General features: G+C 69.4%; 16 protein-coding genes. 8 read left to right on the top strand and 8 right to left on the bottom strand.

The genetic code is table 11. The features are described from left to right. Positions 1-53: 53 nt before the first annotated feature. Both ACTRO_RS09320 and ACTRO_RS09315 read right to left on the bottom strand, forming a co-directional pair. Positions 54-692: a hypothetical protein gene (locus tag ACTRO_RS09320; protein WP_034262778.1), complete on the bottom strand. Its 639-nt coding sequence runs from the start codon at positions 690-692 to the stop codon at positions 54-56. Positions 693-860: 168 nt separating this feature from the next. After that, entirely contained in the window at positions 861-2,468 is a 1,608-nt protein-coding gene (locus tag ACTRO_RS09315; protein WP_084316114.1) for a carbohydrate-binding protein, read from the bottom strand. 254 nt (positions 2,469-2,722) lie between these two features. Between ACTRO_RS09315 and ACTRO_RS09310 the strand changes: the two genes are divergently transcribed. Beyond that, positions 2,723-3,772 (top strand): LacI family DNA-binding transcriptional regulator, encoded by a 1,050-nt coding sequence (locus ACTRO_RS09310; RefSeq protein ID WP_245594332.1) that lies wholly within the window; start codon positions 2,723-2,725, stop codon positions 3,770-3,772. Positions 3,773-4,052: 280 nt separating this feature from the next. After that, on the top strand, positions 4,053-5,003 hold the full coding sequence (locus ACTRO_RS09305; protein WP_034262777.1) for an NAD-dependent epimerase/dehydratase family protein: 951 nt from the start codon (positions 4,053-4,055) through the stop codon (positions 5,001-5,003). Between the two features lie 165 nt (positions 5,004-5,168). On the opposite strand, the gene rpmJ is transcribed toward ACTRO_RS09305, so the two are convergent. Together rpmJ and infA are read right to left on the bottom strand one after the other, a co-directional pair. Next, positions 5,169-5,285 (bottom strand): 50S ribosomal protein L36, encoded by a 117-nt coding sequence (gene rpmJ / locus ACTRO_RS45560; protein ID WP_084317032.1) that lies wholly within the window; start codon positions 5,283-5,285, stop codon positions 5,169-5,171. Positions 5,286-5,293: 8 nt separating this feature from the next. Continuing rightward, positions 5,294-5,515, bottom strand: a complete 222-nt coding sequence (gene infA, locus ACTRO_RS09300; RefSeq protein ID WP_034262776.1) for a translation initiation factor IF-1 — start codon at positions 5,513-5,515, stop codon at positions 5,294-5,296. A gap of 254 nt (positions 5,516-5,769) precedes the next feature. Here infA and rpmG point away from each other — a divergent pair, with 254 nt between their 5' ends. From rpmG to ACTRO_RS45555, 3 genes are all read left to right on the top strand, one after another. Continuing rightward, complete coding sequence (gene rpmG, locus ACTRO_RS09295) at positions 5,770-5,934, top strand: 50S ribosomal protein L33 (protein WP_034262774.1); 165 nt, start codon at positions 5,770-5,772, stop codon at positions 5,932-5,934. Between the two features lie 93 nt (positions 5,935-6,027). After that, a complete protein-coding gene (locus ACTRO_RS09290; RefSeq protein ID WP_034262772.1) occupies positions 6,028-6,300 on the top strand; it encodes a type B 50S ribosomal protein L31 in 273 nt (90 codons plus the stop codon). Between the two features lie 375 nt (positions 6,301-6,675). After that, positions 6,676-7,851, top strand: coding sequence for a cellulose binding domain-containing protein (locus ACTRO_RS45555; RefSeq protein WP_051450560.1), 1,176 nt, complete (start codon positions 6,676-6,678; stop codon positions 7,849-7,851). 60 nt (positions 7,852-7,911) lie between these two features. On the opposite strand, the gene ACTRO_RS09280 is transcribed toward ACTRO_RS45555, so the two are convergent. The 4 genes from ACTRO_RS09280 to ACTRO_RS09265 form a co-directional block, all read right to left on the bottom strand. After that, a complete protein-coding gene (locus tag ACTRO_RS09280) occupies positions 7,912-9,144 on the bottom strand; it encodes an RNA polymerase sigma factor (protein ID WP_034262770.1) in 1,233 nt (410 codons plus the stop codon). Beyond that, positions 9,141-9,467, bottom strand: coding sequence for a YciI family protein (locus tag ACTRO_RS09275; RefSeq protein WP_034262769.1), 327 nt, complete (start codon positions 9,465-9,467; stop codon positions 9,141-9,143). The genes ACTRO_RS09280 and ACTRO_RS09275 overlap by 4 nt, the downstream gene beginning before the upstream one ends. Positions 9,468-9,635: 168 nt before the next feature. Next, positions 9,636-10,187, bottom strand: a complete 552-nt coding sequence (locus tag ACTRO_RS09270) for a hemerythrin domain-containing protein (protein ID WP_051450559.1) — start codon at positions 10,185-10,187, stop codon at positions 9,636-9,638. An 84-nt stretch (positions 10,188-10,271) separates the two neighbouring features. Then, positions 10,272-10,550 carry a GlsB/YeaQ/YmgE family stress response membrane protein gene (locus ACTRO_RS09265; RefSeq protein WP_034262767.1) on the bottom strand — a complete coding sequence of 93 codons (279 nt, stop codon included), beginning with the start codon at positions 10,548-10,550 and terminating at the stop codon, positions 10,272-10,274. 106 nt (positions 10,551-10,656) lie between these two features. Here ACTRO_RS09265 and rox point away from each other — a divergent pair, with 106 nt between their 5' ends. From rox to ACTRO_RS09250, 3 genes are read left to right on the top strand one after another with little or no spacing between them, the layout of a single operon-like run. After that, the gene (gene rox / locus ACTRO_RS09260) at positions 10,657-12,087 is read left to right on the top strand and encodes a rifampin monooxygenase (protein ID WP_034262766.1); all 1,431 of its coding nucleotides are present in this window, start codon (positions 10,657-10,659) and stop codon (positions 12,085-12,087) included. A 36-nt stretch (positions 12,088-12,123) separates the two neighbouring features. Continuing rightward, positions 12,124-12,459, top strand: a complete 336-nt coding sequence (locus ACTRO_RS09255) for an MBL fold metallo-hydrolase (RefSeq protein WP_034262764.1) — start codon at positions 12,124-12,126, stop codon at positions 12,457-12,459. Further along, positions 12,456-12,968, top strand: coding sequence for an MBL fold metallo-hydrolase (locus ACTRO_RS09250; protein ID WP_051450558.1), 513 nt, complete (start codon positions 12,456-12,458; stop codon positions 12,966-12,968). The genes ACTRO_RS09255 and ACTRO_RS09250 overlap by 4 nt, the downstream gene beginning before the upstream one ends. Positions 12,969-14,154: the final 1,186 nt, after the last annotated feature.

Here is a 14,154-nt window from a genome sequence, read left to right as displayed (position 1 = left end):
GGGAACACGCCCGGCGGAGCAGGGCCGAGGGTGCGTCCGCCGGCGAATCGGGTCTAGACCCAGCGCATCGCCGGGTACGTCGGCGCGACGACGGCGGTGAACTCGCGGAACCAGCCGGCCGGACGGTAGTCGCCGATCCGCAGCCGCCGGTTCGCCTCGTGCGCCGGATCGTGCATCCCGGCGAACTCGTCGAGGAAGAGCAACGGCACGTAGGCGTGCCGGAACAGCCGCGCGTGGCACTGCGGCCAGTCGAAGTCGCCGGGCTCGGGCGCGACGGCGCCCACCGCGTGCTCGACCACGTCCGGCTGCATCGTGATCAGCAGCTCGGCCTGCACGATGGCGAGCCAGAGCGCGAACTCCTCGGCCGGCGTCCCCGGCATGGGGATGCGCCCCTGCGCCAGCTGGTCCGCGATCTCGTCGAAGACCGCGATGAAGCGGCGCCGCCAGTGCACCGACTGGTGCCAGGTGAACTCGGGCAGCGCCGTGAACAGGTCCTCGTCCTGCGCGCACACCGGCCGGTCGCCCAGCTGCGCGAGCCGGGTGTGCCCGGCCTCGCCGAGGTAGCGCAGCACGTCGTGCAGCAGCCGGGCGGTGCGCGCGGTCAGGTGGGTGCCGTGCGGCGACGCCGGGAAGAGCCGGGCGAAGTCGAGCCCTTCGTCGACGTGCGGGGACTGCAGAGTGGCGGTATTCATGGTCGAACCCTTCGGTCTTCGCCGGTGGGCGGCGAGTGGTTCAGCGGATGGAGCCGATGAAGCCGGGACGCGTGCGCGGGAAGCCGGAAGGGCCGGCCGGCACGGGGCCGGCCGGCCCGTCTGGCTTCGGGCGGTAGAGCTCATGGAGCTGGGATCAGTGAGCTGAGATCATGAAGCCGGGAAGTCGAAGTAGTGCAGGCTCACGTAGGCCGGGTTCCCGGACGCCCCGGAGACGAACTCGAGATAGACGTTGTGGGTCCCGGTGACCTTGGTGATGTTCGCCGGCACGGTCTCCCAGCTCGACCAGCCTCCGGTGTTGGCCACCGCGAAGCTGCCGATCGGGGAGTTGGTCGGGCTGTCCAGCACCACCTCGACCAGGCCGCTGACTCCGCCCGCGGCGCCGGAGGCGACCCGGGCGTCGAACTGGGTCGACCCGGTGGTTCCGAAGTTCACATTCTTATATTCGAGGTAGTTCCCGTTCGACAGCTGGGCCGTCTGGTTCGAGTCCACCCCGGACGGATCGGCGTCCGTGGTGCTCTGCACGCTGATCGTGCCGTTGGCCGCGCCGTAGCAGTCGGCTGAGATGTTGGAAGTGGCCGTCGTGGTGCACGAGGTACCGCCTCCGCTACCCGAGGTGCCCGTCGGGCTGGCCGAGGCGCTCGCGGACGCGCTCGCCGAGGCGCTCGCGGACGCGCTCGCCGAGGCACTGGCGGACGCGCTGGCCGAGGCGCCGGCAGCCTTCTGGTACACCGCCACGTAACCGATGCTCATCGAAGCGCCCGAGCTGGTGGAAGCGCTCGGCGAGCCGCAGCCGCAGATCGCGTTCGGGTAGGCGCCGCCCATGGCCAGGTCGAGGATCAGGAAGAACCCGTGGTCCACCGCCGCCTGCCACGTCGCCGTGCCTACCTGGCTCTCCGTCACCGTGTAGTACGAGATACCGTTGAGGTAGTAGGTGATCGACTCGTTGCTGGTGTTGGTGCGGTCGATGATCGCGGTGTAGGTGTTGTAGCCGGTCTGACAGCCGGAGCAGGCCACCAGTCCGCTGCCGAGACCGGTGGTCTCGTTGCACGCGCCGCCCGGGTCGACGCCGCAGTGGAAAGTGCCGGAGTGCTCGCTCAGCGCGTTGACGTCCTCCATGATGTCGATCTCGCCGGCGGACGGCCAGTTCGAGCAGTTCATCGTGCCCGAGGTGCCGGCGCCCGAGGAGCGGAATCCGGCGCCGAGCATCCAGAACGCCGGCCAGTAACCGACGCCCGAGGCGGGATTCGGCTGCTGGATGGAGGCGGTGACCTCGAGCTCTCCGCCGGCGGGCGCGGCGTAGCTGTCCGAGGTGGTCTCGATCCGGCCCGAGGTCCAGGAGCTGCCGGATTCGACCGCGGTGATCTTCAGGTGGCCGCTGCCGTCGAGCGCCACGTTCGAGGTGGAGTTCGTGTTCGACTCGACCTCGCTGGTGCCGTAGTTCGCGGTGCAGCCGTTGCCGTTGTACTGGGTGCCGGTGTCGTAGGTCCACGAGGAGTCGACCCCGCTGCCCGCGCTACCGGCGAAGGCGTCGCTGTAGACGGTGGTCCAGCCGGAGGGCGCGCTCGGAACGGTGGTGGCGGACGCGCTGTCCGGCACGATCACCGTCAGCAGCGCCGCGATCGGCGCGACGGCGGCGATGACGGCGATCAGCCCGCGGCGGCGCCGGGCGCGGTCCGGGCGCCGGGCCGCGGCGGCGGCGTCAGGGCGCGACGGGGGTGTGGGTTGGTGCGGTGCGGATGGTGCAGACGGTCGCATCTTTGCTCCGAACTGCCAAGAGGCATGATGGAAGGAACCTTCGGTCCCTGACGGCGGCCGGCCGTGGTGAGGCCGGCGCCGCACGGCGGCATCGCGCCCGAACGGGAAACGTCCGTCGCGCGCCGCGCGATCGTTCCGTAAACGTTTCCGGAAGTACTAGGCTGGAGTATCCGGAACCAGTCGGCCCGCGTCAAGACCCGGCGTGGCCGGTTCGGATACATTCGACGTCTATGGCTCGGACGGGGGGTGCCTCGGTGGCTGGTATCAGAGAACTCGCGAAGGTCTGCGGCGTGTCCGTGGCGACCGTCTCACGCGCGCTCAACGGACGCCCGGAGGTGAACGAGGAGACGCGGCGTCAGATCCAGCTGGCCGCCGAGGTCCTCGGCTACCGTCCGAGCGTGTCCGCCCGGGCGCTCGTGCGCGGTCGCTCGGACGCGGTGGGCCTGCTGTGGGACAGCGCCTACGAGACCGCGGGGCGACGCCATCCGTTCCTGCTCTCGGTGCTGGTCGGGATCAAGCAGGCGCTCGACGCGGCCGGCCGGCACCTGATCCTGCTGAACGTGGAGACCGACCGCCTCGGCAAGCGGGCGTACCTCGAGGCCGCGGCGCAGTTCCAGCTCGAGGGCGTGATCCTGATGGGCGTGGACGAGCGCCGTCCGGCGATGCGCGCCCTGCTGGGCTCGGACCTCGCCTGCATCGGCTTCGACGTGCCCATCAGCGGTCCGCGCGCGACGTACGTGACCTCGGACAACCGCGAGGGCGCGATCCAGGCCGTGCGCCACCTGCACGCGCTCGGCCACCGGAAGATCGCCACGATCACCGGCCCGCTGACCATGATGCCGGCCGAGGCGCGGCTGGAGGGATACCGCGACGCGTGCCGGGAACTGGGCCTGGAGGACGAGTACGTCTCCTCCGGCGACTTCTTCCTCGACAGCGGATACACCTGCGGCGAGCGCCTGGCCGGGATGTCCCCGGAGCACCGCCCCACCGCCGTGTTCGTGGCCGGCGACGAGATGGCGCTCGGCGCCGTGCACGCCTTCGCCGACGCGGGCCTGTCCGTCCCCGGCGACATCGCGGTGGTCGGCTTCGACGACATCGAGGCGGCGGCCCTGGTCCGCCCGGCTCTGACCACGATCAAGCAGGACTCGCACGCGCTCGGCGCCGCCGCCGTGGACACGCTGCTGCGCCTTGTCGACGGCAAGGACGCCACGCACACGATCGAGCCCGTACTCACCCCGACCCGCCTGATCGTGCGTCAGTCCTGCGGCGCCGGCGAGTCCGCGGCCACGACAGCCCGGGACTGATTCGGTTTCGGGGCGCCGCGGAGATCCACGAAAAGTCCAGCCTCGACGGACTTGACGCCGCACCCGCAGAGTTCTCATACTCTGACCCAACCCACGTTCCGTAAACGTTTCCGGTTAGTCACACCGCACCCCCCGACAGATCCCAGCCCGCAGTGGAGAGGTGATCAGGCGGCGGTTTTCTGCTGTCAGCGAAGTTGCGCCCTTGGGACCGCACAGTGGCCTCACGGGACCTTAATCTGGTCGGAGAGACAGGAGAAACCACTGGTCGGGAGGTCGCTACATGCGTGTGGTGGTGCTGGGTGGCACTTGGTTCGTCGGCCGGGCGATCTGCGCGGAGTTGGCCGCCCGAGGGCACGAACTGCTCGTGGTCCATCGCGGGCGGGCGGAGCCGCCGGAGCTGTCCTCGTTCCGACATCTGCACGCGGAGCGGGCGGCGTGGCCTGAGCATCGGGCCGAGTTCGCCGAGTTCCGGCCCGACGCGGCCGTGGACGTCTCAGCGCTCGACGGAGCCGGCGCGGACAGCTCGCTGCGGGCGCTGCCCGACGGGCTGCGCTTGGTCGCGATCTCGAGCGTGGACGTCTACCGGGCCTACGAGTCGGCCCGGGCCGGCATCCACACCGATCCGGTGCCTCTGCGCGAGGATTCGCCACTTCGTACGGCTCGTCACCTCGACGGACCGCAATGGGAGAACCTGGACATCGAGGAGCGGTACCTCGCTGCCGGCGCCACCATTCTGCGTCCCGGCGGCATCTACGGCGAGCACGACTACCAGCACCGCTTCGAGTGCATCCTGCGGCGGGTGCGGGCGGGTCGGCAACGGATCCCCTTCGGCGCGGGCACGATGCTCTTCAGCCTGGTCTATGTCGGGGATGTCGCCACCGCGGTCGCGGCCGCGCTGGAGGCCGAAGGCCAGGAAGGCGAGATCTACAACGTCGTCGAGGCGACGACGCCCTCGATGAAGCTGTACGCCCAGTGGATCCTGGCCGCCGCCGGTTCCCGCGCGGAGCTGGTCACGGTGCCGGAATCCGTGCTCCCGGCCGACCTGCGCATCACCCGTGCCGGCGCGCAGGCGATGCTGACCGACGCGACCAAGGCTCGGCAACGACTGGGGTGGCGGGAGCGCGACCCTGCCGAGAGCCTGCGGCGCTCGGTCGAGTGGCACCTCCACCACCCACCCGAGGCCCCCGACGAGGACTTCGCTGCCGATGACCTCGCGTTGAAGAGCACATGAGCCAGAGCCGGGATGGCACAGCTCGGCCCGGTACGCGGCAAAGCGCGGTACCGGGCCGGAAAGAGTCAGTGCTCTCGAGAGCAGCGGCCTCGAAAGAGCTTCGCACTTTCGAAGGGATCATTGCTCTCGAGAGAGTCGGTGCGCCCTCGCCTCAGCTCGGCGGTCTCAGCCTTGACGCTGGGCGTGGCGCGGGTTGGCGTCGCAGATCACCGTCACGCGCCCGCGACGGCGGATCGTCTTGCAGTGCGGGCACATGGGCCCGACGCTCGGCTTGACCTTCATCATACCCCTTACTTATACCGGTAGACGATGCGTCCACGGGTCAGGTCGTACGGGCTGAGCTCGACGACGACCTTGTCCTCGGGCAGGATGCGGATGTAGTTCTTCCGCATCTTGCCGCTGATGTGCGCGAGTATCCGGTGGCCGTTGGTCATCTCCACCCGGAACATCGTGTTCGGCAGGGACTCGACGACCCGGCCCTCGACCTCGATGGCGTCTTTCGTCTTCGTCATACGCGTCCTCCTCGGTTTCCGGCGGTGTAACGCTGCGGCCGGGCGGGATATTTCCCGACAACTCGGCCTCGTCACGGGGTGTGATCAATTCTGCCACGTTTCGCGGCGTCTTGGGACGACCCCGTCGATAGGGCCCCCTGAATGTCGCAGAGAGTAACACCTTGGTGCGGGAGCGGCGCGGGAATAGTTCGGGGCTCGCGAGCGTAGTTGGGAGTGACATTCATTGTCGAGAGATCCACGGAGGACCCCTGACCATGGCCCGAAGCGAACTGCGCCCCATCGTGAAGCTCCGCTCCACCGCCGGGACCGGCTATACCTACGTGACCCGCAAGAACCGCCGCAACGACCCGGACCGGCTCGTACTGCGCAAGTACGACGCCGTCGCGGGCCGGCATGTCGAGTTCCGCGAAGAGCGCTGAGGCCGGAGTTCCGCGAGGAGCACTGAAGCCGGGCCGCCTGCCCGGGCCCGGCGAGCGCACCGAACGATCCAGAAGAACGCCGAGGAGGACCGCATGAAGCCCACCATCCACCCCGCCTACGCCCCAGTCGTGTTCCGCGACAAGTCGGCCGGCTACGCCTTCCTGACCCGCTCGACCGCGGTCAGCGACGCGAGCGTCGAATGGACTGACGGCCGCACCTACCCGGTCGTCGACGTAGAGGTGTCGGCGGCGAGCCACCCGTTCTACACCGGCAACACGCGCGTGCTCGACACCGCAGGGCGCGTCGAGCGCTTCAACCGCCGCTACCAGCGCGGCGACGCAGCGCGAGCCGCCAGTTCGTCGTGAACGGCGTGAGCACCACCCGGCCGTCGGCCCCAGCCTGAACCAGGCTGGGGCCGACTGGTGTCTGGGGGCAGGTTCGGACCGGCGACGCGACGGCCTTCTGCAGCAGCCGGCAGCCGTGCCCGGCCCGCTGCGGATGCCAGTCGAAGCGCTTGCCGTTCACTCGATGAATCGAATACTTCGACTATACATAAAAGATCAAGCGTTGAAGTGCACGTTCATCAGGATTCTCACGACCTCTTGTCAATCCGGCCCATCGATACTAGATAGTACTGAGCACCCGGATGCGGCTTCGCATCGAAGCGCTTCAACACCGCATCCAGGTCGGATCCCCGCACCCCCCGGGGAGTACAGCTCATTCCTTGAGAAAGGCACGGCATGTCAGATTCCACCGTGCGCGCGCGCCGCAGCGGCGCGGCCACGCGCACCCGGGCGCGGGTGGCCGCCGCGACCGCTACGGTGCTCACGACCACCGGATTGACCGCGCTCGCACTCACGCCCACCGCGAACGCGGCGAGCGGATGCCAGGTCTCGTACACCATCTCCAGCTCTTGGTCGGGCGGCTTCACGGCCAACGTCGCCATCACCAACCTCGGCTCGGCGGTGACCAGCTGGACGCTCGGCTTCACCCTGCCGGGGACCGAGGCGGTCAGCTCCGGCTGGAACGGCACCTTCAGCCAGTCCGGCCAGAACGTGACCGTCTCCAACGTCTCTTACAACGGCAGCCTGGCCGCGAACGGCAGTACCACCGTCGGGTTCAACGGCTCGTACTCCGGCAGCACCTACCCGGGCAACCCGTCGTCGTTCACCCTCAACGGCACGGCCTGCACCGGCGCGGTCTCCTCGAGCTCGCCCAGCCCGTCGAAGTCGGCCTCCGCGTCCCCGTCGGCCTCGGCCTCCGCGTCGCCGTCCGCATCCGCCTCGTCGTCCTCTTCCCACCTGTATGAGGACTCGGGTCAGTGGGCCGAGTACACCATCGGCGGCTACACGATCTACAACGACGAGTGGGGCAGCGGCTACGGCTCGCAGACGCTCTGGGTGAACTCGGCCACCAACTGGGGCGTGAACTCCACCCAGCCGAACACCTCCGGCGTGAAGTCGTACGCGAACGAGAGCTACACCGTCGGCACGGCGCTCAACTCGTTGAGCACCGTGAGCAGCACCTTCAACGAGACCAACCCCAGCAGCGGGAACTGGGAGTCGGCCTACGACATCTGGCTCAACAGCAGCGCCATCGAGATCATGATCTGGACCGACACCAGCGGCAACGTCGGACCGCTCGGCTCCTCCGTCGGCACCGTCACCCTCGACGGCAACACCTGGACGCTCTATGCGGGCAGCAACGGCGCGAACCCGACCTACTCGTTCGTCCGGACCAGCAACGAGAGCTCGGGCACGGTCAACATCCTCAACCTGCTCAAGTACCTGGAGAACACCGAAGGCTACTTCTCCAACCCGACGCTCTCCACCGTGCAGTACGGCTGGGAGATCAGCGGTACGGGCAGCACACAGGAGAACTTCACCATCAACAACTACACCCTCAGCGTGTCCTGAGTTCCCGGACGCGCCAAGCCCGGGGGCGGGCGACCCACACGCCCGCCCCCGGAGCTCGTTCTAACGCAGCTGATCCCGACGCCGCGTCAGATACGCGGTCTCGGCGGTGTTGCCCGCCAACTCGATGGCGCGGTCGTACGCCGCACGCGCCTGCCGACCGCGGCCCAGCCGGCGCAGCAGGTCGGCGCGAGCCACGTGGAAGGCGTGATAGTCGGCCAAGTCCTCCGCGAGCTGATCGAGGGTCGCCAACGCGACCTCCGGCCCGTCGAGCTCGGCGACGGCGATCGCTCGGTTCAGCGCGACGATCGGCGAGGGATCGAGCCGGACGAGCAGGTCGTAGAGGGCGACGACCTGTGACCAGTCGGTGTCGCGCACGTCGCGCGCGGAGGTGTGCACCGCGTTCATCGCGGCGAGGATCTGATAGCGGCCCGGGGCTTCACCGGCGGCCAGACGCTCGCGCACCAGCTGGTGCCCCTCGGCGATCAGCGCCGCGTCCCAGGCCCCGCGATCCTGCTCGGCCAGGGGGACCAGTTCGCCGCTCGCCGACACCCGGGAGTCGCGGCGGGCCTCGATCAGCAGCATCAGCGCCAACAGGCCGGCCGCCTCGCCGTCGTCCGGCAGTAGAGCCCTGATCAGGCGGGCGAGCCGGATCGCCTCGGCCGTCAGGTCCCGGCGGATCGGATCGGTCTCCGGGCCCGTCGCCAGATAGCCCTCGTTGAAGACGAGGTAGAGCACGGTGAGCACACCGCTCACGCGTCCCGGCAGGTCCGGCGCGGACGGCACCCGGTAAGGGATCCGGGCCGCCTTGATCTTGGCCTTCGCCCGGGTGATCCGCTGCCCCATCGCGGTCTCGGACACCAGGAACGCGCGGGCGATCTCCGGCACCGTCAGACCGGCCACCATGCGCAGCGTCAGCGCCACCCGGGTCTGCGGCGCGAGCGCCGGGTGGCAGCAGGTGAAGATCAGCCGAAGCCGCTCGTCGTCGATCGCGCCGAGCGGCTCGGCCGGGTCGTCCTCGTACAAGAGCCGGGCCTGCATCTGCTTGTCCTCGCGTTTGCTTTCGCGCCGGATCCGGTCGATGGCCTTGCGCTGGGCGGTCGTGAACAGCCAGCCGGCCGGGTTCGGCGGCACGCCGTCGGCCGGCCACAGCTCGACCGCGGTCGCGAACGCCTCGGCCGCCGCCTCCTCGGCCACGTCGAGGTCGCCGAAGCGCCTGGTCAGAACGGCGACGATGCGGGCCCACTGCTCACGATGGGCCCGCGTGACCGCCTCCTGGGCCGAAGACCCGCTCACAGGAACGGCCGCACCTCGACCTTGCGATTGCACGCCTTCGAGCCGTCGGCGGCGAGCTTGAGCGCCACATCGAGGTCCGCCGCCGCGATGATCCAGAAGCCGGCCAGGTACTCCTTCGACTCGATGAAGGGCCCGTCCGTGACCAGTGCCTCGTCACCCCGGTAGTCGACGACGGTGGCCGGACCCTGCGACCCGAGCCCGCCTGCGAAGACCCAGTGCCCCGTGGCGCGCAGCCGGTCGTTGAACACCTCGATCGCGGCGTCTTCCTCGGGCGTGGCCGTGGTCGTCTCGTCGTCGGCGATCACGGAAAGCAGGTAGTGCATCGGATCATCTCCTGGTGTCACCGGCCACCCCTCATGGCGGCCGCTCACCTGTATCACGAACGACGCGGCTCCGTTTCGACAACGCGCCGAGGATTTTTCTCCGCCCCTGGTACGACGAAGCCGACGCCCGGCCGGGCGTCGGCTTCGTCATACCAGCGATCTGCCGCGTCAGTGCGACTCCATCGCGGAACTGGCCTCGTCCAGCCTCGCGGCGAACGGCTCGGCCGTCACCGCCGTGGCGCCGACCGGATCGCCGCCCATCTGGGCGTAGGCGTCCTCCTGTCCGCTCACCACGCGGTCCGCCATCTCCTGCAGCGTCCGCGAAGGAGTGCCCTGACGCAGCGCCGGGAACTCCTCGCGCTCCTCCTTGTCGGCGTGCGCGAGCACCGCCTGGGCGAACTCGGCGAACGCCTGGTCGAACGCCTCGCTGCTCAGGTCCAGCGACTCCAGCCGGGCGATCGCCCGAGCGGCGTGCTCCTCCTCCGCCACCCGCGCTTCCGCCACTTCGCCGTGCGCCGCCGGATGCACGATCGACTCCTCGGCCGCCTCGTGCAGCGCCAGCAGCGTCCGCAGCTCGTCGAACGCCCGCTGCCGCGCCTCGCCGTGGCCGTCGGAGACCTCGGTCATCAGCTCGCGCACGAGCCTGTGCTGGGCCAGCAGGACGTCGACGACATCGGGCTGCGAACCCGAGATGCTTTCGGCGTTGTCCACCATGGTCATCGGTCCACGCATCCTTCCGATTTTCAGATCCGGTTCTTCGATGGGTGACCCGAAAGCCACCCGGCAAACCCCGGGGTGTCCGGCTCAGCGGTAGTGGCCGGGCTCGTGGCCGGACAGGCGCAGCAGGAGCAGCACGACGAAGGCGCCGATGATCGAGCCGATGATGCCGGTGGCGTGGAACTGGTGGATCGAGAACGTGTGGAACTGGATCATGTTCTCCAGGAATCCGCCGACGAAGGAGCCGACCACTCCGAGCACGATCGTGCCGAGCAGCCCGAGCGAGTCGCGGCCCGGCAGCAGGGCCCGGGCGATCAGACCCGCGATCGCGCCGATGATGATCAGGACGATGATGAAAGTAGCCATGGCCCCCGGATGACCCGGATCCGCCCGGACATTCCTTCCCGATCCCGGCTGCGGCGCTGATCTGCGATCATTCCTCGGAGCGCAGGTGTCTGGGATCGGAGTTCTCATGTTCGATGTGATCGTCGTCGGCGGCGGGCCGACCGGGATGATGCTGGCGGGCGAGCTGCGCCTGCACGGGGTGGACGTGCTCGTGCTGGAACGGGACGCGGAGCCGAGTCCGCTGGTCCGCTCGCTCGGCCTGCACGCGCGCAGCATCGAGATCATGGACCAGCGCGGGCTGCTGGAGCGGTTCCTCGCGCACGGGCAGCGCTACCCGGAGCGGCCGCGCGGCTTCGCCGGGATCGACAAGGACTGGCCGGCCGGCGTGGACACCGCACACGGCTACATCCTCGGGCTGCCGCAGCCGGTCACCGATCGCCTGCTGGCCGAGCACGCCGCGGAACTCGGCGCGGAGATCCGCCGCGGCCACGAAGTGACCGGCATAACGCCGGAGGAGGACGCGGTCACCGTCGAACTCGCCGACGGCACCCGCCTGCAAGCGCAGTGGCTGGTCGGCTGCGACGGCGGGCGAAGCCTGGTGCGCAGGCAGCTGGGCGTCGAATTCCCCGGCGAGGCCGCGCGGACGGAATGGCTGCTCGGCGAGATGGAGGTCACGACCCCGGCCGAGGAGCTGGCCGCCGTGTCCGAAGAAGTGCGCAAGACTCACAAGGGTTTCGGCATCGGGCCAGCCGGCAACGGGTTGTACCGGGCCGTCGTCCCGGCCGCGACCGTGTCCGAGGACCGCACCACCCCGCCGACCCTGGAGGAGTTCCGGACGCAGCTCCAGGCGTATGCGGGCACTGACTTCGGTGCCCACTCGGTGCGCTGGCTGTCGCGGTTCACCGACGCGACGCGGCTGGCCGAGCACTACCGCAGCGGCCGCGTCTTCCTGGCCGGCGACGCGGCGCACGTCCACCCGCCGCTGGGCGGACAGGGGCTCAACCTCGGCATCCAGGATGCGTTCAACCTGGGCTGGAAGCTCGCCGCCGCGGTGAAGGGCTGGGCGCCGGAAGGGCTGCTGGACACCTACCACGCCGAGCGCCACCCCGTCGCCGACGACGTGCTGACCCTCACGCGCGCCCAGTCGGAGCTGATCTCGCCCGAGCCCGGGCCCCAGGCCGTACGCCGCCTGCTCAGCGAGCTGATGGACTTCGAGGACGTGCGACGCCTGCTGGTCGAGAAGGTCATGGCGGTCGGCGTGAAGTACGACTTCGGCGAGGGCCACGAGCTGCTCGGCAAGCGGCTGCGCGATATCGAACTCAAGCGCGGCCGGCTTTACGGGCTGATGCGCGACGGACGCGGGCTGCTGCTCGACCAGACCGGTCGACTTTCCGTCGAGGGCTGGGCGGACCGGGTCGAGCACGTCGTCGACCACAGCGACGAGCTGGCCGTGCCCGCCGTCCTGCTGCGTCCCGACGGCCACGTGGCCTGGTGCGGCGACGACCAAGGCGACCTGCTCGCCCACCTGCCGGCCTGGTTCGGAGCCGCCGACGCGTGATCAGGGGTGTGAGGTCCGCTGGGTAGGATCCGTGGCATGGACAGCGCATGGCACGAGGCCGCCGACCGCGTCTTCCGGGCAAGGTTCGAGCCGTTCGACGTCACGGTCACCGTCGTGGTCGGCCAAGCAGGTGTCGCGGTAGTCGACACCCGCGGCTCGCTGGCCGAGGGGCGGGAGGTCAAGGAGGCTGTGCGGGAGCTGACGGCCGCCCCGATCCGCTGGGTGGTCAACACCCACGCCCACTTCGACCACGTGTGGGGCAACGCCGAGTTCGTCGCCCCCCGCCTAACCCCGCCTGCGCGGATCTGGGACACGTCACGCTGCCCGGCAACTACGAGTTCGACCTCGCCTCGCCCGAGACTCAAGCCATGATCGAGCGCCTGCGCGCCGAGGACCCGGGCAGTGCGGACAGGCTCGACGACCTCGAAGCCGCCGTGCCCACCGAGTTAGTCGACGCGCGGGCGGTAATCGATCTCGGCGACCGCGCACTCGAACTGCTCCACCGAGGCCGCGGCCACACGGACGGAGACCTCTGGCTCAGGGTCAGCGACGCCGACCTCGTGCTCGCGGGCGACCTGGTCGAGGAATCGGGCCCACCCGCCTACGGCCCCGACTCGTTCCCGCTCGACTGGGCCGCGACGCTAGGAAGCGCGCTCGAGCTGATGGGCCCCGCGACGGTGGTCATCCCCGGCCACGGAGCGCCGGTCGACGCCGACTTCGTCCGGCGCCAGCAGGCTGATATCGACGCCGTCGCGCGGGAGATCGCCCGCCTACAGAAGGCGGGCGTACCGGTCGGTGAGGCCCTGAGTGAAGGCACGTGGTCGCTGCCGCCGGCCACGCTCGAACACGCGGTGGCGCGGGGGTACGCGGCTCTGTCGTAGGGGCCAGACTCTTCGTCGGTCCGCTCCCGCATTCAGATGCTTATGCCTCCGCATCCTCGCCGAGGCTTATCTGCTGCCGGTTAGCGATGGGATCAACGGCTGGCCGAGCCTGCTGCGAATTCATGGGTCGGCGTGGTCGTCGTGGTGGGGGCGGCTGCTTCGCTCCGCCCGCTTTGTCTGTCCACCCGCCCACCCGCCCACCCGTTGCGTGGGCGGGGTGGGCTGGGGTTTCAAGATCTCGCCTCCGGCGCGGGCCCTTCCTCGGAGAGAGTGCCGGGGTTGCGTGGGTGCTGGCGTTGGTGGGGCGGGTTGAGGTTCGGGATGGTGGGGTTGCGGGTGTGGGTTCTCTCCTCGGTCGGGCCCCGGAGGCAATCAGGAACCTGCCGGGAGGTCAAGCGGCGGATGTTTCCGTTGATGGTGAATCATGCATCGCGCCGCTTGACCTCCCGGCAGAACCCTGATCGGGCTTCGCCTGCCCGACCGAGGAGAGAACCCACCCCCTGAGGTCCGGTGCGAGCTGCGCTCGGGCCGGGTCCCTTCCCGTGGCCCGGTCGCGCTCGGTGCGGAAGAATCCTGCATCGCCGTTCTGGTCCGTTCTCCTCTTCTCTCCTACTTCAACGCGGGGGAACGCGCCCGAGTTCCCCGGAAATCTCCTTGATTTTCCCTAACCGACAAAAGCCGGATACGCGGTTTTTGTCGGTAGCGGCGTTTAGCATGGATACGTACGGGGTTGTCAGGGCTCGTGACCGGAGGGGTAATGGACGGAGTGGCTGGGCAGATGGCGTCAGAAGTGTGGCTCAAGGCGGTGCACGATTTCCCTTCGGGGTGCGACCGGGCCGCGCGATCCTGTGCAGTTGTGAGCACGGGGTGGATCGGATCAGGGCGATGCTGAATCCTTCCGCGTCGAACGGGGCCGGCCTGCGGGATTCTGCCGCGAGGTCAGGGATCGAGGCCGGTCGCACCAAAGCGGTGCAGGATGCAGCAGCAAGTGCGAACCAGACGCCGATGCCCTCGCACGGATCAAGGATCGGGATGGCAGGGGCCACGGCGATGCAGGATTTTTCCGGATCGAGCGCGACCGGGACACCGGCCGGGACCCGGGCCCGAGCGCAGCTCGCACCGGACCTCAGGGGGTGGGTTCTCTCCTCGGTCGGGCAGGCGAAGCCCGATCAGGGTTCTGCCGGGA

The sequence above is a fragment of the Actinospica robiniae DSM 44927 genome, from assembly GCF_000504285.1.
In the GTDB taxonomy this organism is placed as follows: Bacteria; Actinomycetota; Actinomycetes; order Streptomycetales; family Catenulisporaceae; genus Actinospica; species Actinospica robiniae.
The sequence above is the reverse complement of the archived record's forward strand: the minus strand, read 5'-3'. Positions and strand labels throughout refer to the sequence as shown.

What these genes read in the sequence shown, in the direction of transcription:
- ACTRO_RS09320 (WP_034262778.1), bottom strand. Translation starts at nt 692, where the DNA reads ATGAATACCGCCACTCTGCAGTCCCCGCACGTCGACGAAGGGCTCGAC.
- ACTRO_RS09315 (WP_084316114.1), bottom strand. Translation starts at nt 2,468, where the DNA reads ATGCGACCGTCTGCACCATCCGCACCGCACCAACCCACACCCCCGTCG.
- ACTRO_RS09275 (WP_034262769.1), bottom strand. Translation starts at nt 9,467, where the DNA reads ATGCACTACCTGCTTTCCGTGATCGCCGACGACGAGACGACCACGGCC.
- ACTRO_RS45555 (WP_051450560.1), top strand. Translation starts at nt 6,676, where the DNA reads ATGTCAGATTCCACCGTGCGCGCGCGCCGCAGCGGCGCGGCCACGCGC.
- rpmJ (WP_084317032.1), bottom strand. Translation starts at nt 5,285, where the DNA reads ATGAAGGTCAAGCCGAGCGTCGGGCCCATGTGCCCGCACTGCAAGACG.
- rox (WP_034262766.1), top strand. Translation starts at nt 10,657, where the DNA reads ATGTTCGATGTGATCGTCGTCGGCGGCGGGCCGACCGGGATGATGCTG.
- ACTRO_RS09290 (WP_034262772.1), top strand. Translation starts at nt 6,028, where the DNA reads ATGAAGCCCACCATCCACCCCGCCTACGCCCCAGTCGTGTTCCGCGAC.
- rpmG (WP_034262774.1), top strand. Translation starts at nt 5,770, where the DNA reads ATGGCCCGAAGCGAACTGCGCCCCATCGTGAAGCTCCGCTCCACCGCC.
- ACTRO_RS09265 (WP_034262767.1), bottom strand. Translation starts at nt 10,550, where the DNA reads ATGGCTACTTTCATCATCGTCCTGATCATCATCGGCGCGATCGCGGGT.
- ACTRO_RS09255 (WP_034262764.1), top strand. Translation starts at nt 12,124, where the DNA reads ATGGACAGCGCATGGCACGAGGCCGCCGACCGCGTCTTCCGGGCAAGG.
- ACTRO_RS09270 (WP_051450559.1), bottom strand. Translation starts at nt 10,187, where the DNA reads ATGACCATGGTGGACAACGCCGAAAGCATCTCGGGTTCGCAGCCCGAT.
- ACTRO_RS09305 (WP_034262777.1), top strand. Translation starts at nt 4,053, where the DNA reads ATGCGTGTGGTGGTGCTGGGTGGCACTTGGTTCGTCGGCCGGGCGATC.
- ACTRO_RS09250 (WP_051450558.1), top strand. Translation starts at nt 12,456, where the DNA reads ATGATCGAGCGCCTGCGCGCCGAGGACCCGGGCAGTGCGGACAGGCTC.
- infA (WP_034262776.1), bottom strand. Translation starts at nt 5,515, where the DNA reads ATGACGAAGACGAAAGACGCCATCGAGGTCGAGGGCCGGGTCGTCGAG.